The 22,276-nt window shown below is 30.2% G+C and carries 21 protein-coding genes; 12 read left to right on the top strand and 9 right to left on the bottom strand.

Annotated features, from left to right (window positions below):
- Positions 1-13: 13 nt before the first annotated feature.
- Positions 14-466, top strand: a complete 453-nt coding sequence (gene queD / locus B3792_RS08205) for a 6-carboxytetrahydropterin synthase QueD (protein ID WP_221854031.1) — start codon at positions 14-16, stop codon at positions 464-466.
- Positions 442-1,269, top strand: a complete 828-nt coding sequence (locus B3792_RS08210; protein ID WP_221854030.1) for a UDP-2,3-diacylglucosamine diphosphatase — start codon at positions 442-444, stop codon at positions 1,267-1,269. The genes queD and B3792_RS08210 overlap by 25 nt, the downstream gene beginning before the upstream one ends.
- Here the strand turns inward: B3792_RS08210 and B3792_RS08215 are convergent.
- On the bottom strand, positions 1,204-2,148 hold the full coding sequence (locus B3792_RS08215) for a DUF6427 family protein (protein WP_286495685.1): 945 nt from the start codon (positions 2,146-2,148) through the stop codon (positions 1,204-1,206). The two genes, B3792_RS08210 and B3792_RS08215, sit on opposite strands and share 66 nt — an antisense overlap.
- 39 nt (positions 2,149-2,187) lie before the next feature.
- On the opposite strand from B3792_RS08215, the gene B3792_RS08220 reads away from it, so the two are divergent.
- Positions 2,188-2,376 (top strand): hypothetical protein, encoded by a 189-nt coding sequence (locus B3792_RS08220; RefSeq protein WP_125349128.1) that lies wholly within the window; start codon positions 2,188-2,190, stop codon positions 2,374-2,376.
- Positions 2,377-2,457: 81 nt separating this feature from the next.
- Here B3792_RS08220 and B3792_RS08225 read toward each other — a convergent pair whose 3' ends face one another.
- From B3792_RS08225 to B3792_RS08250, 6 genes are all read right to left on the bottom strand, one after another.
- On the bottom strand, positions 2,458-3,792 hold the full coding sequence (locus B3792_RS08225) for an exopolysaccharide biosynthesis polyprenyl glycosylphosphotransferase (protein WP_291069363.1): 1,335 nt from the start codon (positions 3,790-3,792) through the stop codon (positions 2,458-2,460).
- 73 nt (positions 3,793-3,865) lie between these two features.
- The gene (locus B3792_RS08230; protein WP_125349126.1) at positions 3,866-4,954 is read right to left on the bottom strand and encodes a glycosyltransferase; all 1,089 of its coding nucleotides are present in this window, start codon (positions 4,952-4,954) and stop codon (positions 3,866-3,868) included.
- 3 nt (positions 4,955-4,957) lie between these two features.
- Entirely contained in the window at positions 4,958-6,232 is a 1,275-nt protein-coding gene (locus tag B3792_RS14085; protein WP_312068454.1) for an O-antigen ligase family protein, read from the bottom strand.
- A complete protein-coding gene (locus B3792_RS08240) occupies positions 6,207-7,268 on the bottom strand; it encodes a hypothetical protein (protein ID WP_291069364.1) in 1,062 nt (353 codons plus the stop codon). The genes B3792_RS14085 and B3792_RS08240 overlap by 26 nt, the downstream gene beginning before the upstream one ends.
- A 1-nt stretch (position 7,269) precedes the next feature.
- A complete protein-coding gene (locus tag B3792_RS08245) occupies positions 7,270-8,616 on the bottom strand; it encodes an MATE family efflux transporter (RefSeq protein WP_312068455.1) in 1,347 nt (448 codons plus the stop codon).
- Entirely contained in the window at positions 8,567-9,538 is a 972-nt protein-coding gene (locus B3792_RS08250) for a hypothetical protein (RefSeq protein WP_125349122.1), read from the bottom strand. Before B3792_RS08250 ends, B3792_RS08245 begins: the two co-directional genes overlap by 50 nt.
- A gap of 151 nt (positions 9,539-9,689) precedes the next feature.
- Here B3792_RS08250 and B3792_RS08255 point away from each other — a divergent pair, with 151 nt between their 5' ends.
- The 9 genes from B3792_RS08255 (at position 9,690) to B3792_RS08295 (ending at position 19,962) form a co-directional block, all read left to right on the top strand.
- Positions 9,690-10,286, top strand: a complete 597-nt coding sequence (locus B3792_RS08255; RefSeq protein WP_038336222.1) for a thymidine kinase — start codon at positions 9,690-9,692, stop codon at positions 10,284-10,286.
- Positions 10,273-12,738 (top strand): bifunctional UDP-N-acetylmuramoyl-tripeptide:D-alanyl-D-alanine ligase/alanine racemase, encoded by a 2,466-nt coding sequence (locus B3792_RS08260; RefSeq protein ID WP_291051321.1) that lies wholly within the window; start codon positions 10,273-10,275, stop codon positions 12,736-12,738. Before B3792_RS08255 ends, B3792_RS08260 begins: the two co-directional genes overlap by 14 nt.
- A 57-nt stretch (positions 12,739-12,795) precedes the next feature.
- Positions 12,796-13,074: a DUF7683 domain-containing protein gene (locus B3792_RS08265; RefSeq protein ID WP_221854021.1), complete on the top strand. Its 279-nt coding sequence runs from the start codon at positions 12,796-12,798 to the stop codon at positions 13,072-13,074.
- Between the two features lie 101 nt (positions 13,075-13,175).
- Complete coding sequence (locus B3792_RS08270) at positions 13,176-15,341, top strand: patatin-like phospholipase family protein (RefSeq protein WP_291069365.1); 2,166 nt, start codon at positions 13,176-13,178, stop codon at positions 15,339-15,341.
- A gap of 4 nt (positions 15,342-15,345) precedes the next feature.
- On the top strand, positions 15,346-15,771 hold the full coding sequence (gene ybeY / locus B3792_RS08275; RefSeq protein WP_291069366.1) for an rRNA maturation RNase YbeY: 426 nt from the start codon (positions 15,346-15,348) through the stop codon (positions 15,769-15,771).
- A 54-nt stretch (positions 15,772-15,825) separates the two neighbouring features.
- A complete protein-coding gene (gene mnmG / locus B3792_RS08280) occupies positions 15,826-17,697 on the top strand; it encodes a tRNA uridine-5-carboxymethylaminomethyl(34) synthesis enzyme MnmG (RefSeq protein WP_291069367.1) in 1,872 nt (623 codons plus the stop codon).
- Position 17,698: 1 nt separating this feature from the next.
- Complete coding sequence (locus tag B3792_RS08285; protein ID WP_125349119.1) at positions 17,699-18,592, top strand: class I SAM-dependent methyltransferase; 894 nt, start codon at positions 17,699-17,701, stop codon at positions 18,590-18,592.
- Positions 18,593-18,718: 126 nt separating this feature from the next.
- Complete coding sequence (locus B3792_RS08290; protein WP_286495675.1) at positions 18,719-19,234, top strand: lipocalin family protein; 516 nt, start codon at positions 18,719-18,721, stop codon at positions 19,232-19,234.
- Positions 19,235-19,260: 26 nt separating this feature from the next.
- Positions 19,261-19,962: an OmpA family protein gene (locus B3792_RS08295; protein ID WP_221854015.1), complete on the top strand. Its 702-nt coding sequence runs from the start codon at positions 19,261-19,263 to the stop codon at positions 19,960-19,962.
- A 70-nt stretch (positions 19,963-20,032) separates the two neighbouring features.
- Here B3792_RS08295 and B3792_RS08300 read toward each other — a convergent pair whose 3' ends face one another.
- Both B3792_RS08300 and B3792_RS08305 read right to left on the bottom strand, forming a co-directional pair.
- Complete coding sequence (locus B3792_RS08300; RefSeq protein ID WP_291069368.1) at positions 20,033-21,124, bottom strand: hypothetical protein; 1,092 nt, start codon at positions 21,122-21,124, stop codon at positions 20,033-20,035.
- 154 nt (positions 21,125-21,278) lie between these two features.
- The gene (locus B3792_RS08305) at positions 21,279-21,992 is read right to left on the bottom strand and encodes a pirin family protein (protein WP_114998600.1); all 714 of its coding nucleotides are present in this window, start codon (positions 21,990-21,992) and stop codon (positions 21,279-21,281) included.
- Positions 21,993-22,276 lie beyond the last annotated feature (284 nt).

A 22,276-nucleotide genomic window follows, 5' to 3' on the forward strand; every position in this document is an offset into this window, starting at 1 on the left:
AGTACTAAATTTAATGAAAATCATTCGACTTACAAAAGCTTTTACGTTCGAAACTGCACATGCATTGCATGGTTATGACGGAAAGTGTAAAAATATACATGGGCATTCGTACAAATTATTTGTAACTGTGAAAGGAACACCTTCTGAAGACACAACCGATGTGAAACTTGGAATGGTGATGGATTTTGGGGATTTGAAAAAAATTGTGAACAAAGAAATTGTTGATCTTTTTGATCACGCTATTTTATTGAACGAAAATTCACCTCACAAAATATTAGGTGAAAAATTATTAGCAGAAGGACACAATGTTGTTTTTACAGATTATCAACCGTCTGCTGAAAACATGATTTTGTGGATTGTGGATAAAATCAAACCTCTTTTACCAGCGAATATCGATTTGGTTGCTTTGAAATTACACGAAACTGAAAATTCTTATGCAGAATGGTTAGCGGAGGACAACCAATAAACATTCAGTTAGAACCTGGTAAAAAAGCCTATTTTTCTTCGGATCATCATTTTGGTGCTCCGAATGAAAAAGATAGTTTGGTGCGCGAAAAATTGTTTGTAAAATGGCTTGACGAAATAAAAGACGATTGTGGTGTTTTGTTTTTGATTGGCGATTTATTCGATTTTTGGTTCGAATATAAACATGTTGTTCCAAAAGGATTTGTGCGTGTTTTAGGAAAATTAGCCGAAATTTCTGATCGCGGAATTCCAATTTATTTCTTTGTTGGAAACCATGATTTATGGATGAAAGATTATTTGGAAGAACAAATAAACGCAATTGTTTTTCGAGATAAGCAGGATTTTATCATCAATGGAAAAGAATTTTTTATTGTACATGGAGATGGAAAAGGACCTGGTGATAAAGGCTACAAACGCATGAAAAAGGTTTTTACAAACAAAGTTTGTCAATTCCTTTTTTATCTACTTCATCCCGATTTGGCAATGTGGTTGGGAATTACAGCTTCGCGAAAAAATAAAATGATTTCAGGAGACGAAGATGTTAATTTCTTAGGCGTTGACAACGAATGGTTAATCATGTATAGCCGCAAGCAATTGCATCGAAAATACTTCGATTATCTAGTTTACGGACATCGACATTTACCAATGGAAATTGCTATAGGCAAAGCACGTCACATCAATCTTGGCGATTGGATTAACTACTTTACTTATGGTGTTTTTGATGGAAAAGAATTCGAATTAAAAACTTACCTCCGTAATCAAGGAGAAGAATCTCGGGATTCTATCATAAAAATTATAAATTAGCAAGCAAATCATAAAAACCCAAAGAAATGCCTCTTTTAGCCATTCTATTTTGGGTTTGCTTTCGCTAAAATATCTTGTTAACATTAACATAATGCTAAAACCTAAGAAGGCAAGATAAGCATCGTTATTTCCTCCGTAAAGAATATACGTAATCAGCATTGTTCCAAACATAAAATGCATCAACAAAAAGATACGTTTCTTTTGTGCTGTCAATTTATTCACATTCTTGAAATGATTGATAATTGAATAAATTAGAATAATTGCAATTGGAACTAAAAACAATTGTTTCCATTCGAAATGTACCATTGTAAACATTAATTGTTCTTTATAAAAATCGAACATAAAGTAATAATCGAGCAGAAAACTAACTTGAGCAACGATTAATATTGGCAAAAGAAATCCTAAAAAACCAAGAATAGGAATTTTTGGCTCTACCACTCTTAAAGTCAAGAAGTAAGTAAAAACTACAATTCCTAAAAAAATAAGTGGTGGACTTAATAAAATTGCAAAACTTATAAAAACGCCAATATCAAAAGCGTTATATGTATCATTTTTTTCGGACTCAAAATAGAGTAATTTAATCGTAACATAAGTAACAAGTAACAAACTACCAGCAATGCGATAATCGGATAAACCAGTTACAAAAGGCATTATCCATAAAATATAAATGAAAGTCGGATAAGAAGATCTGCTAATTAAATCATTTGTATTATCAGTATATCCAACTAAAGCTATAGTTAAAAACGTTAGGATTACGCCTAATTTTTCTAAATTACTCAGATCAATACTGTTAAAATTAGTAACTCCAAGTAACGTAAACAACACAATGATAAAAATCTGTATAAAAAAATTCCTTTTGTCAAGTAGATTAACCAACATTTTATTAACTTTGATGCAAATTAAGCAATAAACTAGAATATGGGAGTTATAACTGATTTATTTTTTGCGATTGGTGATATTTTCAAATGGACTTTTGAAAACTTATTATCTCCAATTGGTGTTATCTTTGGATGGTTATTTACATTCATCGGATGCGCATTGATGGGATGGTGGTTATATAAAATCGCTAGCTTTGGAACCGAAAATGAAAAAAGATACGAAAGATAATTTATCTTATATTGTATAAAATATATTTTCGAATTAATTCGAGAAACCTCTTATAAATTTTATAAGAGGTTTTTTTATCTTTTATATAGCATTTTTATCTCCTTTTATTATTAAACCTATCGTTTGATAAATAATCTGTAAATCTAAAAGAAGTGACCAATTACGTACGTAAAAGATATCCGTTCGTATACGATCTTCCATATCTTTATCACAATCTATAGCTCCACGATAACCTTTTACTTGTGCTAAACCTGTAATACCTGGTTTGACATAATTTCTAAGATTATATTTTCTTATAATTTCACTGTAATGTATATCTTGTGATATCATGTGTGGCCGTGGACCTACAATAGACATATCTCCGTTCAGTACATTAAAAAATTGCGGCAATTCATCTAAACTTGCTTTACGAAGAAACTTTCCAATTTTTGTAATTCTATTATCGTTAACTACTGTAGCTTTAATGGAATTTGTTCCATCATTACGCATTGTTCTAAATTTATAGCAGTCAAACTCTACTCCATTGATTCCTCTTCTCTTTTGTTTAAAAAATATTGGCCCTTTCGAATCTAACCTAATTAAAATTGCAATTATCGGAAACAACCAACTCATTATAAAAATTAAAACAAAACAAGAAATGATAACATCAAATAAGGATTTGATCAATTTATTTTCCGCTTTTTCTAGAGGAAATTTTTTAAATCTAAAAATTGGTAAAGTATCAATGTATACAACATCTAAACTTATTAATTCCGTGTTCAACGAATAAGGTATATAGCTTACTTTTATATGATGATCTTCGCAAAAGTTAACAATACTTTGTTCTTGTAATGATATAGGTAATCCTAATTGAGATATAAATATTTCTTTAACTTTATTTGATAATAAAACTGTTTCTAATGAATCATTATCAATAATATTATTTGTTTTGATAATTCTATAGCCATAATGTTTTCTATTCTCTATAATCGATTTAAAACGTGGAGTATTACTATTCTCTCCCAAAACAATAACATTCTTCACATCATTCCCTCTTTGAAAATTGTATCTACTCATAAAAAACACTAGTAATCGTGTAAAGATTAGATAAACAAATAAAATGGTAACAAAATAAACAATTAATTGATTCGCTAATAGCTCCTCTTTTTTTATTCCAGAAATTGTAAAAATAATCAAAGAAAAGAAAAATGTTTGCAACACTATTTTTCGAAGAATTTCTCTAAGAAAATTGACTCTTTTTATAGAATAGAGTTTTACATAATCTGCAATAACAAACCAAGCGATTAATAATAGTAAAATTGCTTTGTAATGAGCATCGAGTAATTCAGAAAAATAAGGAAGTCTAGCTAACTTAGTATGATAAAAATATTGGTATTGATTACAAATAAAAAAAAGTAAACCAAAAATAATAATCAATGCATCTAAAATATAGAATCCTATTTTTATTGAAAAATTAAATTTATTAAGATTACCCATTATAAAATTTACGTTATACTTTTTTTATTTTTGATTCTACGAAATCTCTCATTTTTTTCTCGAAAACTTCATGAGAAAAACTTAATGCATGATTCCTTATTAAAGTCTGATCAAATTGAAGTTCTTCGAACTCATTTATTGCAAAATTTAAACTTTCTTCAGTTTGTTCATCAAAAAAAACACCTGTTTGTTTATCTATTACAGTTTCCACAACACCTCCTTTCGCAAAAGCAATAACTGGTGTACCACAAGCTTGCGCTTCTAATGGAGCTATTCCAAACCCCTCTATACCAACTTGTATAAAAGCTTTTGCCTTACAGATATATTCGCCTACTAACTTCGACTCTAAAAAACCAAAAAAATGGATATTATCTGAGGTCGATAGCTTTACTAGGTCATCTAACTTTTCTCCATCTCCAATAACTATTAACTTCTTTTTGTTTTGATTAAATGCTTTTATAACAACATCAAATCTTTTTATTGAAGCCATTCTACCTACAATAACGTAATAATCTGACTTATGTTTTACAAGTTCAAAATTTTCGAAATTAACGGGTGGATAAATTACAATAGACTCTCTATTATATGTTTTTTTTACCCATTGTTGAACAAACTTAGAGTTAGAAATTATATAATCAGGTTTCTGAGCTTGTTTAATATCAATTTTTCTAAGAATTAATAATAATGGATAGAATAGATATTTACTTTTACCAAAGTATAGGTCTATTTCGTCCCAGATATAATTTGAATTTCTCGCCTGAAAATAACTTATATGAATTTGGTCTTTTCGAGATTTTGTAACGCCTTTCGCTATAGAATGAGAAGAAGAAATAAAATAATCAACTTCTGGAGAAACTTTCATTCGGTTTATTACCCAAAAGAAAATGAAGTAAAGAAATCTAAATTTATTTTTTAAAATTCTAAGAAAAGTATCGTGAACCTGTATGTTTTTTTGAGGAAAAATTTCCAAAAACTCCTCCTTTTTCATAATATTAGTCAAAGTATACACTTCGTCAAAAAGAAAAATTTGATTAAGCTTTGCGATTACTCTTTCTGCACCTCCGTATTTATCAAGCCAATCAATAATTATAGCTTTTTTCATTTATTATTTTTTAAAGGTTGAAATACTACTAAACAATGAATAAAATAATCCGCTAAAAACAATTCCATCAAATCGAATTAAAAAATCATCCGTTAAATTCGAAATAAAGAACAACGTTCCAAAACAAATAAATAGTGATTTGAAATTAAGTAAATCTATGCTTTTATAAAACGGAAAAAATATATAAATACAACAAACTATAAAGCCTATAACTCCAAATTTTATTGAGAAATCTAAGAATTGATTATGAACTGGAAATTCGTACTTAGCTAAGAAATGTTGATTTGTCTTTTTATAATAATCAAAAAGTTCTTTTTTACCCATCTCTGCTCCTGTTCCAAAAGGTAAATTTTCTTTTGCGACTTCTACAGATGCTTTCCAAATAGAGACTCTTGTCACCAAAGCATTAAACACTACAATTTCTGGATTTTTAATTTCATCTAGCTTTCCAACTTTATCCATATGTATAAAAGTAACCGAAGAGTATTTCTCGTACATATAAGGATTAAGTTTAACAAAACCTCCTATTATTGTGGTAGTTATCATTAACCCTGCGAATAAACCAATCATTGTTTTCTTTAATGAAAATATAGAAATAAGTTCTCTTACCAAAATAATAACAACGCAAATAATAACAGCTAATAACGTGACACGAGTATTGACAATTAGGACTAAACAAAAGGAAAGGAAAAATAGAATGATGTTAAAAAACATTCTATAAAATTGTTTATTTACAATTGATTGAATCAAAAAATAAAAATGAACTACACTCAAAAAGCCAACTTGTAAATTGAGTAAAGGAGCGTGAGAACCTAATGAAATTGCAAATTGATAACCAATTTCTATCAAATCAATTCCATTAATATATTTCGTTATTTTCTCAGGAAAAATTAAAACAAATCTTACTAAAAACCCTAATAATATAACGAGAAACCAGATCCTATATTGATTTAGAATAAAATTGATATTCAAGTTTTTATTCGTTAAAACAAAAATTGGAAAAATAATTAATGTCAATAATTTTTCTACAGATTTGAATCCTCCTGAAATTGTATCATTATTGAAAAAAAACAGTAAACTAATTAATAACGGAGAACTTATGATTAGAATATCTTTAAAATGTTTTTTTTCAATGCTAACAAACTTGTAATGAAATAAATTAAACACTAAAAAAAATATAATAATAGGTGTACAAATACTCCTAAAAACGATTGTACATGCAATTAGTAGAATCAATAACTGATTAATTTGATTATACTTTTTCAGAGAAACTATCATAGTAGAAAACGTAATAAAACAATGGTAAAATTCCAATTTTGTGTCTAACTGCTGAACCTAAATCTGGCTCAAAAACACTTTGGATTGCCAAATAAGAAAACAGAAAATAAAATATCCATAATATTCTATTTTTCTTTACCGGATCTTTTATAGCCCACGAAAAACGAACTATAAAAATTATTGTAAATAAAATCTGCCAAATAATAAATAGAAAAATTCGAGGTGATAATAAATGCTTATATTCTACAATTGGGAAATTAACTGATAAAAAACTATAAAAAGTATTCACTAACTCTGCTAATAATCCTGTAGGTTCTAATGGAGGAATTATCATAGAGTTTGCATCTTCAGAGCCTTGTCTAACTTCATTTACAGAATTTCTTGCTAAATCAGAAAAAAATTCTCCCTTTGCTAAATAATGTAACGCTGAAAATAGAATTATTACTAATACACTTATTATTATTATTCCGAATGTCCTGTTTGTATACTTTATTTTCGAAATAAAGTATAATAAAATAGATATAACAGGTATTAATGCAAAATAAGACCTGAAGAATATTCCAAATATTATTAATATTAAAAAAGAATATAAAAGTGATAAATCAAACCCTATTTTTTTAGATTGAAATAAGAAAACAATTTGTGAAATAAATAGAAATGTAATAAACTCTTTTGAAGGCATTGAGATAAAAATTCCTATCATCAAAAAAGCTAAGTAAACAATTATATTTTTTATAGTAAGGATATGAAAATCCTTTGGTACACCTATTTTGAATAAAATAATATAATATAAAAACAACTGAAAAACACCTACTACATTAAAAGGTAATTTACCTAACTGAGTATATTTATAAAAAGACATTGTAAGCGGATAACTTCCTTTGAAACCTGCTTCATTATAAAAATCAAAAACAATTGTATTAGCATCTATAAAGAACTTCTGTGGCAATACTTTCTCTCCTATCAATGCGATAAGAATTGACAATAAAAAAAGAAGTATAAATGTTAACTTATTTTTTTGTAGAGTAACTCTCATTTCAATTGATATAAATTTTTATTTTATCCTTTTGGTAAATATATATAACAGCACATAAGTTCCAAAAAAGAATTGTTAAAACATACGTTATAGACGCTCCTATTATTCCAAATTTAGGAATCAAAATTAAATTCAAGGAAAGATTAATTAGCAAAGCAATCAATAGAAAACTACGAAAAACTTTTGGTCTTCCTGTCATATTCAAGTAAGCAGCCGAACTTCCTAAACTTGAAATTAAAATTTGTCCAATAACAAGAATTAATAAAGCTGTTTTCGCTGCAATATATTCTGCTCCAAATATTGGTAAAATGTAATCAGAAAATAAAATAATTATTAAGCCTATTGTTACACTTAACAGAAAAATAAATCGACTCGAATGTCTTAAAACCTTCTTTAACTCGTCTAACTCATTCTTCAAATAAAGTTCAGCTATCTGTGGCGAAAGATTAACATTGATGCTTAAAATTACCATACTCAAAATTGCCATTATTTTTATTCCCAAAGCGTATAAAGCCACATCTGAACTCGAAAAATAGTTTCTCAAAATAATAATATCAATTGTAGAAAATAAATAAACTGCAAAGCTACTTATTCCCATTGGCAAAGAATAATCTATTATTTCGCGATAAGTTATTGATGAATAATTATGTTTTGATTTCGGAATTTTACTCAAAAGGACTAATACAAAAACTGAAGTAATAAGACCTAGAATTACAAAACCTAAAATATAATAAAAGACAATACTTTCCTCTTTTTCACTTCCATATAAAATGATTGCGCCAAAGATAACAGGAAAGAACTTGAATGTATTTCGAAATAATTCAGACCAAACAATTTGGTCAAGAGCTCTCAAAACCTCCGTATTAAAAAGAGTCCAAACATTAAAAAATAAAAACAATATACTATAAGATGTTATTTTATATGAGTTTTCCGAACCAAAAAAAGAATTAATAAAAGTTGAATCAAAAAAAATAAAAAAAATAAGTCCTATTATTAAACAAAAAAGAAAACTTAGAATTGATATTTTATAATACAATTTTTTTAGTTCATAAAATCTTTCTTCGCTTTTCAATCTTCCTGCGAAATATAAAATAGAGATATCTGTGCCGAACAAACAAATACTTCCTGATACGAGTAAAAACATACGAGTAAACTCGTAATCGCCCACCACAGAAGAATCAAAATTTCGATTAAAAAAAATAGTAAAACCAAATAACGTCAATACACCAATTCCTCTTAAAAAAAGTGTGATTAAACCTTGTTTAATTTCCTTGTTTTTGATAATATTTTTGCTCTTTTCAAGCATTTGTAATTTTTGTCTTTTGGTATAGATTATTGTACTTCGCATACAAATATTTGATATAAGACAAAAACAAGTAGAAACCAATCAAAAAAAGTGGTAAAATAACTACCATTTTTTCATATATCTTTTGGTGTATTTTATTGTTAAAAGATGTATTAACAGGATAAATAGTAGATTTATACTCAATTAACTTAGTATTAATATCAACTAATTTTTTCATATAATAATCTTTCATCTCAATTACATTAGATAATTGATCATAACTATTAATATTCAAATCTTTACCAACAACAGAAACACTTCCATTTCCTAAATTTTCTAGAATCTTATTAATTTGTTCAATACTCTTTTCTGCTTGTTGTTTAGCATTAGTTTGATTTTTAATTGCGAAAGCAGACCTTTGTTTATAATATGGTTTAGAATTAATAGTATTTAATAAAAAATCAATGATTTTTTGAGAATTCACCGATGAATTTGTTTTCAACGTGATTAAATGATATTTATAATTCTTTTTAAACTCTTCATTTTTCAAAATTTTAGATAAATCTTGTCCATTTGATGTTAATACTTTAAAAATTTCCAAATTATCCTTATCTGTAAGAATACTATTTATATTTTCTATAGATTCTATTCTTAAATCTACAACATCATTCAAAAAGTCATATTTAGATTTGTTCGAATTTAAGTTCGATTTAAAATTTTCTACTTCTGCATAAAGTAAATCAACACTTTCAAAATTAGGAACAACAACAACTTCTGTTTTAAAATTATTTTTTGATTTTTTATCAAAATAAACCCCAAGAGATATACCTAAAATGAACAAGATAATTACTATTATTTTGTTTCGAATAATAAAGTTGATTAATCGTAGGATTAAAAAACCTATTGATAGAAAAAAACCTTTAATTTTCTTCGCTAAAAAAACCAAATCAATTTCTTGATTATTATTTTCTTGTTGAGTTTCCATAAAATAAATAAGTGTTGTTGTTATAACATTAAAGTTTAGAACGCATTTATTTAACTTTTCTTATATCTCTATCTTCATTTAATTTTTTACTTCATTCAACTAATTTATTCCGTAAATTTGTTCTCATATTTTAATCTAAATTATTTGAACTATGTTCCTCGAAAATACCTTTAATCATAACAAAAAAAGTGGATGGATAGAAGTCATCTGTGGCTCAATGTTTTCTGGTAAAACCGAAGAACTTATACGCCGTCTAAAACGTGCCGAATTTGCCAAACAACGTGTCGAAATCTTCAAACCTACGATAGATACGCGTTATGCGGACCGCGAAGTCGTTTCACACAATCAAAATTCTATTACATCAACGCCAGTTGAGTATTCTTCAGCAATTTTATTATTGGCTGATGATTGCGATGTGGTAGGGATTGATGAAGCACAATTTTTTGATGAAGGAATTGTAGACGTAGCCAATCAATTGGCAAACGAAGGCAAACGCGTTATTGTTGCTGGTTTGGACATGGATTTCAAAGGTCGTCCTTTTGGTCCAATGCCCAATTTAATGGCGACTGCCGAGTATGTAACAAAAGTGCATGCAATCTGCGTTCGTACAGGAAATTTAGCCAATTATTCGCACCGAAAAATTGACAGTGATCGTCTTGTAGAACTTGGCGAAGTACTAGAATATGAACCATTAAGCCGAGTTGCTTTCTGGGAAGAACATAACAAACATAAAGTTGAAAACTTATAATCTAAATCAAATTGCAAGTATCATCAACGGTACTTTGATTGGAAATGGAGACGAAATCATCAATCAAATTTTCTTTGATTCGCGCATGATTGTCAATCCAATTCACGGAATTTTCTTTGCTTTTCACGGAAACCAAAAAGACGGACATTTGTTTTTGCAAGATGCTTATCAAAGAGGAATTCGAAATTTTGTCGTAGAAAAAGCGTTGACAAATTTGCCTCATGCAAATTTTATCGAGGTTGAAAATCCGCTACTTGCTTTGCAAAATTGGGCAAAAATTCATCGCAAACAATTTCATTTTCCTGTGATCGGAATTACCGGTTCCAATGGAAAAACGATTGTCAAAGAGTGGTTGAATCAATTGTTATGGAAAAAATTCTCGATTGTTCGTAGTCCAAAAAGTTACAATTCTCAATTTGGAGCAGCACTTTCTGTTTTGCAAATGGAAGAGAAAAACGATTTGGGTATTTTCGAAGCTGGAATTTCGATGCCAAATGAAATGCAAAATCTCGAAGAAATTATTCAACCAACAATAGGTGTGTTGACAAAAATCGGAGAAGCGCATTTAGAGAATTTTAAAAATCAAGATGAATTGATTCAGGAAAAACTGAAACTATTTTCTCATGTTGATAAATTAGTTTTCAATATCGAAAACGAAAAAGTTCATCAAGCTATTCTTGAAAACGCTCATTTAGCAAAAACAGATAAATATACTTACGGTTACTCCAATTCTGCCACTGTACAGATCAAGCAAATACAAAGTAATCAGACTAATACGCAAATTTCTATTTTACATAATCAACAAGAATTCACCTATTCGATTCCTTTTATCGATGATGCTTCGATTAAAAATAGTTTAATTTGCTTAACGACTTTAATTAGTTTAAATATTGATTATAAACAACTTAAAAACGAATTTAGTCAACTTCTACCAATCGAAATGCGTTTGGAAATTAAAGAAGCGATTAATCATTCAATTTTAATTAATGATACATTCAATTCTGATCTAAATTCATTAAAAATTGGTCTAAATGTGTTAAATCAACAACCACGCGACAAAAAATCGTTGGTGTTGACGGATATTTTACAAAGTAACTTATCTGACCACGATTTATATCAACAAGCAGCCAATTTAGTCAACCCTTATCATTTTGATGAGATAGTTTTAATTGGAGAAAAAATTTCTCAGTTCAAACATTTATTTGAATCCTATGTTCGTTCATTCAATTCGACTGAAGAATTCTTAGAGCAGTTCCGTCATCAAAACGTCGACAACGAAGCTATTTTATTAAAAGGCGCTCGTCCGTTCAAATTAGAAAAAATTTCGAGTGAATTAGAAACACGTTCCAACGATTCTGTTCTTGAAATTAATTTGCAACACCTGATCGAAAATATAAATGTGTACCGCTCATTGCTAAAACCTACCACAAAATTGATGTGCATGGTAAAAGCGAATAGTTATGGAACAGGAAGTTTTGAGGTAGCAAATACCTTACAAAATAACGGTGTCGATTTCTTAGGCGTTGCGATTGCAGATGAAGGAAAAGAATTGCGCGAAGCTGGAATTACCATTCCAATTATCGTCATGAACCCGGAACAAAGTAGTTACTCTACTGTTATCGATTATCAATTGGAACCAGAGATCTATAGTTTACGTGTTTTGAAATTATTCATTCAGAAACTACAAGAAAAACAAATTTCTTCACCTTATCCAATTCACCTAAAAATGGAAACAGGTATGAATCGTCTTGGTTTTCACGAAGATGATTTCGAAGAATTAATTGCAATTCTAAAAGATAATTCACATGTTTATGTTCGCTCAATTTTCACGCATTTAGCAACTGCAGATATGCCAGAGGAAGAAGAATATGCGAAATATCAATTAGAACGTTTTGATAATAGTTATGCGGCAATTACAACTGCTTTAAACATAAAACCAATCAAACATGCGTTAAATTCTCCTGGAATTGTAGCGTATGGAGAACATCAATATGACATGGTTCGTTTAGGAATCGGAATGTATGGCTACTCTGAATATACCGATTTTATGGAGAAATATTTGAAACCTGTTGTGCGTTTCAAAACGGTAATTTCTCAGATTTCAGAGATTGAAAAAGGCGAAACTGTAAGCTATGGTCGTCGTTTTACAGCGGAGCGTCATACCAAAATTGCAACCTTGCCTGTTGGTTATGCAGACGGAATTCGTCGTTCACTTGGTTACGGAAAAGGAAAAGTAGGTATCAACGGGCATTTGGCTACAATTACCGGAACCATTTGTATGGATATGATGATGGTTGATGTTACCGATATTCCATGTAAAGAAGGTGACGAAGTGACTATTTTTGGAAACTCGCCAACTTTAGCTAACGTTACCGAATGGTTAGGAACAATTCCTTATGAAGTCTTAACTTCGGTTTCCCAACGTATAAAACGCGTTTATTACAAAGAATAATTTATTGAAAAGAGTTACTGAATAGTAGCTCTTTTTTTGTAATTTTAAAAAAAATAAATGGATAAAATAATTAGATTAATTGAAGAGTATAATAATTCTGACGATTCTCTGAACAATGAATTCGAATTAGAAATAACATCTGAACAGATTCTTTTTTATTTAAATGATTTTATCTTAAATGAGGATGATTATCCAACAGAAATTTATGATTCATATCCACTTTCTGTTTCACAAATAGAAAAACTAAAGCCTTTTCTAAAACTAAATAAAGCTTTTTCTCCCAACTTTTCAAAGTTTTCATATTATTTAAGTTGTTATGAAAATAATGTAGAATAGTTAAACAATTCTACAACTTAGATTCAAAATTGCTATCTTTATTCCTCAATTTAGATCAATTTATGCGCAGTCTTTTTGCTTTCATTTTCATTATTTCAACCATGACCTTTGCACAAGAAACAAAGAATGATTCAACGCGTCTAAAAGTGGGTGTTGTATTGAGTGGTGGTGGCGCAAAAGGCTATGCACATGTTGGCGCTTTGAAGAAGATTGAAGAAGCGGGAATCAAAATTGATTACATCGGAGGAACAAGTATGGGCGCGATTATCGGTGGATTATATGCCGCTGGATATACACCTGACGAACTCGAGAAAATCATGCATCAATTGGATATTTCTTCATTGATTACGCAAAATAAAGATCGTGCAGAGATTCCTTTTTTCGAGAAAGCATACAAAGAAAAATACATCTTAGAATTACCTTTTGATAAGTTCAAATTAACGATTCCAAATGCCATTTCAAAAGGTCAAGGTCCGCTTGATTTATTGACCTATTTATTGCGTCCAGTTCATGATATTGATGATTTCAATAAACTTCCAACGCCTTTTGTTTGTATTGGAACTGATCTCGAAACTGGAGAAGAAAAAGTCTTTCGTTCAGGATTTTTACCTCGCGTTATTTTGGCTTCGGGCGCTTATCCAACCATGTTAGATCCTGTCACAATTGATGGTAAAATATATGTTGATGGCGGTGTTGTCAACAATTTCCCCGTGAAAGAAGTGAAAGATATGGGTGCTGATATTATTATCGGTGTAGAATTAGGTGATGGTTTACAAAAACGTGATGATCTAAATTCTGCTATTGATATTTTGAGTCAAATTATGACGATGAGTATCGTTAAAAAAACGGATGAACAAAAGAAATTAGTCGATTTATTGATTAAACCAGAGTTAAAAGAATATGCAGTTACAAGTTTTGACGAAGTAGATTCTATTTACAATCGTGGACTTATTGCTTCTGAAAAAGTATATGATCAACTCAAAGAAATTGCAAAAAAACAGCATGCTTCAAACAAAACTCGAAACGAAATTAAACTTGATGATTATGTTTTGGTGAAAGAAATTGAAGTTGAAGGATTGAAGAATTTCAACACAAATTATATCGAAGGTAAGCTAGGCATTCGTACACCTGAAATTATAAAATATGATGATTTAAAAGCTGGAATTTCGAAATTGTATGCTTCCGGAAACTTTAATAATATCACGTATAAAATCTCAGAACTTAACGATGAAGAGAATTTATTGACGTTAAAAGTTCAAGAAAATAAGACCAAACAATCAATCCGATTTGGATTACATTACGATGATTTATTCAAAACAGGATTACTTTTAAACTTCACTTCAAAGAATTTATTTGTCAAAAACTCGGTGCTTTCTGCTGATGTTGTGGTTGGTGATTATGCGCGATATAACATCAATTTTTTCATTGATAATGGATATCTTCCAAGTATCGGCTTCAACTCTTTTTCACATTATTTTGATAAAGAAATTGATCTAAGAAACTTCTTTGGCCAGGATAATATCTACAAAAAAGTAAATTATAACTTTAGAGAATACATCAATCAAATCTACATTCAATCGACTATCAAAGAAAAATTTGCTATTGGCGTTGGATTAGAGCATCAATACACAAAAGTTTTCACGAATAATTTTATTGCTTCTAATGAGGAATTTCCAGCAAAATCCGAAGGTTATTATTGGAAAGCGTATGGATATATCAAAGCAGATAATCGAAATAATGCAAATTTTGCGCGTAGTGGTTTAAAATTTGATGGAAGTTTCAAGTATTTATTTGATTCTAATGTAACTGGGTTTGAAAATAACTATTTGTTAGAATCAAGTTTAGAGGCAAATTTTCCGTTAAATAATTTCCTAAGTTACAGATTTACTGCTAACTTTGGAACCTTTTTCAACGATAATGTAACAATGCCTCAGAAGTTTTATATCGGAGGTTATGTTGAACAAGATTTTTTCAATTACACTAAGTTTTATGGGCTTCCCTTTGGCTCTGCAATTGGCGACAATCAATTGCTTTTTGGCTCTCATATTCAAGCTCGAATTTTGAAAAATCATTACACAAGTCTATTTATGAATATAGCAAATATCACAGATAGATTTGAGCAATTGAGTTTAACAGATTACAAATATCTTGGGTACGGCATTACCTATGGCTACGATAGTCCATTAGGTCCTTTAAATTTTATTTGGAGTTATTCGCCTTACACAAAAAAAGGATTATTTAATTTAAGTTTAGGTTACTGGTTTTAGAACAATGATAGAATTATTTTACGAAACAGATTTTGAGCTAAAAGATGCTCAAACTTGGATAGATTGGATCGTAGAGAGTATGAAGAATGAAAGGAAAACAATAGAAGATTTAAACTATATTTTCTGTGATGATGAATACTTACTTCAAATTAATCGACAATATTTAGAACACGATTATTACACAGATGTTATTGGTTTCGATAATTCTATTGAAGATAAATTGATGGGTGATATTTTTATTAGCGTCGAACGAATCAAAGATAATGCTGAGCAAAATAATATTTCTTTTGAAAACGAATTAGCTCGCGTTGTTATCCATGGGATATTACATTTTGCTGGTTATATGGACAAAGAACCAGATGACAAAGAATTAATGACTGCTAAAGAAAATCAATATTTAGAAACGTTTAGTAGCTATCTAAATCAATAATGTTCCACGTGGAACATTTATTATTTTAACAAGAAAAATAAGTTTACAAATCAAATGATATTTCAATCAGAATATGATGTAATTGTAGTTGGTGGTGGTCACGCAGGTGCAGAAGCAACAGCGGCAGCAGCCAATTTAGGAGCAAAAACGCTTCTTGTTACAATGAACTTACAAACAATCGGACAAATGTCTTGTAATCCTGCTATGGGTGGAATTGCGAAAGGGCAAATTGTTCGCGAGATTGACGCTTTAGGCGGATACTCAGGTATTATTACCGACAAAACTGCGATTCAATTCAAAATGTTGAATCAATCAAAAGGTCCAGCGATGTGGTCGCCACGTGCGCAATCAGACCGTATGCGTTTTGCAGAAGAATGGCGTTTATCTTTAGAGAGAACAGAGAATGTTGACTTCTTTCAAGATATGGTAAAAAATTTAATCATCGAAAATGGTAAAGTTTGCGGAGTAATTACAGCCATGGGAATGAAAATTCGTTCTAAGTCTGTTGTACTTACAAATGGTACTTTTTTGAATGGTTTAATTCATATTGGAGAAAAACAATTTGGAGGTGGACGCATGGGAGAATCTGCTGCTTTCGGAATTACGGAACAATTAGTTGATTTAGGTTTCGAAGCTGGACGAATGAAAACAGGAACTCCTCCACGTGTAGATGGTCGTTCTATCGATTATACGAAAATGGTTGAGCAACCAGGTGATGAAAATCCTTCAAAATTCTCATATACAAATACACAAAAATTAACGAAACAACGTTCTTGTTGGATTACTTATACCAATCAAGAAGTTCATGATTTATTGCGTGAAGGCTTTGATCGTTCTCCAATGTTTAACGGAACAATTAAATCGACAGGACCAAGATATTGTCCATCTATCGAAGATAAAATTAATCGTTTTGCAGACAAAGATCGTCATCAGATTTTTGCTGAACCGGAAGGTTGGCACACGATGGAATTCTACATAAATGGATTCTCAACATCTTTGCCAGATGATATTCAAGCAAGAGCTTTACGTTCTGTTCCTGGTTTTGAAAATGCAAAAATTTTACGTCCAGGTTACGCCATCGAATACGATTATTTTCCACCAACACAGTTAAAACATACGCTAGAAACTAAGTTAATTGATAACTTATATTGCGCTGGTCAAATTAACGGAACAACAGGTTATGAAGAAGCTGCTTCTCAAGGTTTGATGGCGGGTATAAATGCTGTGTTAAAAATTCAAGGAAAAGATCCATTTATCTTAAATCGTAACGAAGCTTATATAGGAGTTTTAATCGACGATTTGATTACAAAAGGTACAGAAGAACCTTATCGTATGTTTACGTCTCGTGCAGAATATCGTATCTTATTGAGACAAGATAATGCGGATGAACGTTTGACAAGAAAAAGTTTTGAACTTGGTTTAGCTTCAGAAGATCGTTTGAGAAGAATGGAAGAAAAATTTGACAAAGCTGAAAAACTTGTTAATTATTTCGAAGAAAATTCCATCAAGCCACAAGAAATAAATGATGTAATTGAAGAGCACGAAGGAACACCTTTGAAACAACCAAACAAAATGATTTCGGTTATTTCTCGTCCTGAGTTAAAACTTTCTGATTTTACGAAATTAGATCGTGTAAAAGAATTTATTGAAACAAATGAATACGATCAAGAAGAATTAGAACAAACAGAAATTCAGATCAAATACAAAGGTTATATTAAGAAAGAACAACAGAATGCAGATAAATTGCATCGTTTGGAAAATCTAAAAATTCCGGCTGACATCGATTATCATGTCTTTGGTTCGATGTCGATAGAAGCTCGTCAAAAATTAACAAAAATAAAACCTGCAACGGTAGCACAAGCATCAAGAATTAGTGGTGTATCACCAGCAGATATTAGTGTATTATTAATTTACATGGGAAGATAATATGGAAAATGTTCCACGTGAAACATCTCAAGAAAATCCTTCAAAAGAAGGATTTTCTGGTATTAAGAAATTAGATTTAAAAGATTATTTTTTAACAAAAGAAAAGTTCGAAATTTACGAAGATTCAGAAACTGAAGTTTTGTATACTCTCCCCCAACCTATCGAAAATTTGGGAAAGTATTACGAAAGTAAAAATTACATTTCCCATACCGATGGAAAGAAATCTATTTTCGAACGTTTTTATCAAATGGCAAAATCAATCAATCTAAATAATAAATTAGAATTGATTAATAAAATTGGCAATGGTAAAAAGATTCTAGATTATGGTTGCGGCGTTGGAGATTTTTTAGAGCATCTACAAAAAAATGGTTACGATGTTTTGGGAATGGAGCCAAATGATTCGGCAAGACGAATTGCTCAATCAAAAGTAGGAATCGAAAAAGTTACTTCTACAGAATTAGAACAGAATACAGAAAAGTATGATGTGATTACCTTGTGGCATGTTTTAGAACACATTCCTAATCTTAAAGAAATAATTACAGAACTAAAGAAACATTTAACAAAAAGTGGTATCTTAGTAATAGCTGTTCCAAACCACCAATCGTATGATGCTAAATATTATGGTGAACATTGGGCAGCTTATGATGTACCTCGTCATTTATGGCATTTCACAGAAACCAGCATGCGAAAGTTATTTAGCAACTTTGGTATGAAAATTGAATCTATCCACCCGATGAAATTAGATTCATTTTATGTGAGTCTACTATCTGAAAAATATAAAGGTAATAAGTTAGGTTTTATCAATGCACTTAGAATTGGTTTGAAGTCTAATACTCAAGCTAAAAAAACAGGTCAATATTCTTCTTTAATCTATATTATTAAAGCTGAAAATTAAAATAAGCGTTTTTAAAGAATGATTATCTAATCAGATGTATTAGAAGTCGTTTTTTTTCTAAAACTTTATTAAATCTAATTTATAGAAGCCGTTTTTTAAGATTAATAATAGATAAAATAAATAGCTATGAAAAAAAGTATTTTATTATTTGGGATATGCGCTTCAGCATTTTTAACTTCTTGTGCATCTACAACCGTTGCAAAACAAGAAATACAAACAGGTAAAGAAGTGAGAGGTGCATGGACTTTGACAAATGTAGACTACCAAGGTTTAACAACAAACGAGGTACAAGGTAATGTAAAAGTTACTGATGCAGTTGCGAAAGTTTTTGACACAGCAAACCCAGAATGTTATGAAGGTTCTACATGGAACTTAGTTCAAAACAACAAAAAAGGAACATATACATTTAATAACGCTGGCGGAGATTGCCCTTCAGGAACAACAAATATTATTTGGGATTTACAACAAGATGGTTCTACAACTTACTTTATCTTCAAAGATGTTACAGGAATCAAAGCGAAACAAAATACAGCAGGATATAAAATGCGTGTAGATTATGTTGATGCAAATTCGATGAAATTGGTACAAGATATCAATGCAAATGGAAAAATTGCACAAGTGATTTATAACTTCGTACGTTAATCAACAATTTAAAAAACTTAGAAATTATGAAAAAAATAAATACTAAAATAGCTGCAATTGTATTAGGAGGATCATTTATTATGTCTTCTTGTACAGCTGTACAAAATGCAAACAATACACAAAAAGGTGCTGGTATTGGTGCTGTTGCTGGTGGTGTTATTGGAGGAATCTTAGGTAATAATATCGGTAAAGGTGGTAACACTGCTTTAGGTGCTGTAATTGGAGCTGCTGTAGGTGGAGCTGCTGGTGGTGTTATTGGTAACAATATGGATAAACAAGCGCAAAAAATTGAGCAAGTTTTACCAGGTGCAGAAGTCGTAAGAACTGAAGAAGGGATTAACTTAATTTTAGATGAAAACTCTAAAGTTACTTTTGATTATAACAAAGCTTCTTTAACTGCTGTTGCTAAATCTAACTTAGATAAATTAGTAGAAGTTTTCAACGAATATCCTGATACAGATTTATTAATTGTTGGCCATACTGATAACGTAGGTTCTCAAAATTATAACTTACCATTATCTCAAAAACGCGCACAGTCTGTAAAAGATTATTTAGTTTCTAAAGGTATTGCTTCTTCTCGTTTAACATCGAAAGGAAAAGGTTTAGAGGAACCAATTGCTGATAATACAACTGCAGAAGGACGTGCTCAAAACCGTCGTGTAGAGATTGCAATTACTGCAAACGCAAAAATGAAAGCGGACGCTGCTAAAGAAGCAAACGGACAATAATTCATTTCAATATAAAACAAGAAAAGCGTTCAGATTTTGAACGCTTTTTTTATGTTTAATACGTTTACGATTATTTAAAATTAACCACAAACCATTTATTATTAATCTTTTCTAAAGTCACTTGATATGTCTTAGAATATTGGTCTTTTAAATTTGCATTCACTTCAACTAATGCAACTTTTTCGTCTGCATCTAACACTTTTGCATCATTAATTGTTGCTTGCTCTAAATTCTTAATTGATTCATCAGAAGAAAATTTTTGGAAAGTATTCCATTCACCACTTCTTGTCAACGCAAAAGCACCAGAATAATTTTTCTTTGATAAATTTGTCATAAAACGATTCGAAAGAGATTTTACCATTCCAGCTTCTTTACTTACATGTGCAGGCGTACTTTCAACCAAAAGAGAATCTACAACCTCAGCAGCACCAACTAAATTCAACGGAACTTTTACCGCTTTACGATTCGTTAAATATCGTTCAGAATTCGGAATTCGAACCAAAATATCTAATCGATCACTCTTAATTTTAGAAGCATCTAATGACGAATATTTAATATTAATTGTATTTTTTCTGTACAAATCATCCATAGAATTTGGATCAATTGTAGAACGAAATGTGTACACAATACTACCTGAATTAAACACTTCTATCGTTGCCGTTACAGCTTTATCCAACTGAATTTCCTCTCCTTGCGCATTGTAGAAAAAAGGAGAAATTGAGATTCCACTATCATCTTGTTTTAAACTAAAATCGAAACGTTGTACATTAGAAGTCGGTTCAGCAGGCGTTTCTACAGTTTCAATTGCACCTGATTTTGGAATTCCATTCACCAAAGGAACTTGATTTCTATTCCATGTAAATTTATTTTGTAACGCGACTTTTTCAGCAATATCAAAAACCTCATCTACTGTTTTTCCATCTAACAACGTACGCACAATTCCCCAACGCGATTCATTATCCATTGATTGACTTGTGTTATACTCGAAAATAATCTGTAAAGCTTCCTTAAATTTATCTTGTTGCATAACAGGCAAAGCCTTCGAAATTTTGTCTACCGTTTCACTAAAAGTTTGCGCAGATGTAGAATCAATTTCAATGTTATCATTTTTACAACTGATAATCATTAAAGCGAAAGAAGCAATGATGAATAAACGTTTCATATAGTATAGATTAATACGTTTTGAGTTAAAGTTTTATAAGCAGTAAATATACTAAATACTTGTGTTGATAATGGTATTTTTTTAACAAAAAAAAAGCAAATTCCATTTCTGAAATCTGCTCTATATATAAAACAACTAAAACTTGAAAAAAATTCTAAATATCCATAGGAACTTCGATTAACATCAAGCGAGAATCTTTTGCTACATTAAACGAAAACTCGTTTGTATCTTTAATCTCGATGACATCTCTTCGTCCTAATTTGTTTCCATCAAATTCAACTTCTCCTTCCACAACCATAAAGAAAACACCATTTCCTTCTTTTTGTACTTTGTATGTTTCTTGTTTATCTTCTGTATAATTTCCTAAAAAAATCCATGCATCTTGATGAATCCAAACTCCTTGATCATCTGCATTTGGAGAAAGAACTTGATATAATTCATTTTCTTTTGCTACTTCACGAACAGAAATTTGTTGATAACGAGGCTCAACATTCATTTTATTTGGAATAATCCAAATCTGAAAAAAATGTCCTTCTTGGTTTTCATAAGCATTCATTTCACTATGAAAAACTCCCGTACCAGCGCTCATTACTTGTACATCCCCAGACTCAATTACAGAACCAGTTCCCATTGAATCTTCGTGAGAAATTCCTCCTTTTGTAGGAATTGTAATAATCTCCATATTATCATGAGGATGTTTTCCAAATCCCATTCCTCCGGTAATTATATCATCATTTACGACACGCAAAGCTCCAAAATGAATACGAGCTGGATCGTAATAATTTGCAAAACTGTAAGAATGTTTAGAGTCTAACCACCCATGATTTCCTCCACCTCTTGATTCTGATTTAAATATTTGGTAATTCATAGTAATTTATTTTTATACAAATTTAGGGTGCAAAAAAAACTTATCTATTGACATGTGATAAGTTATCAATTAACACACCTAGAAGATGAATAAAACTTTTTTTAAATTATTAACAAAATGTTAAAAATAATTTATATTTTAGCATTCAGTTAACACATGAGACATATATATGCTATCAATTTCAGGCGAATCAACATTTAATGTTATACTTTGGATTCTACTCCAAATCGTTCTTGTTATTATAGTAGCAGTTATTTTGTATAAAGTTTACAAAAAACTTACAA

Origin of the sequence: Empedobacter sp. UBA5924 (genome assembly GCF_002431085.1) — a bacterium.
Classification (GTDB): Bacteria; Bacteroidota; Bacteroidia; order Flavobacteriales; family Weeksellaceae; genus Empedobacter; species Empedobacter falsenii_B.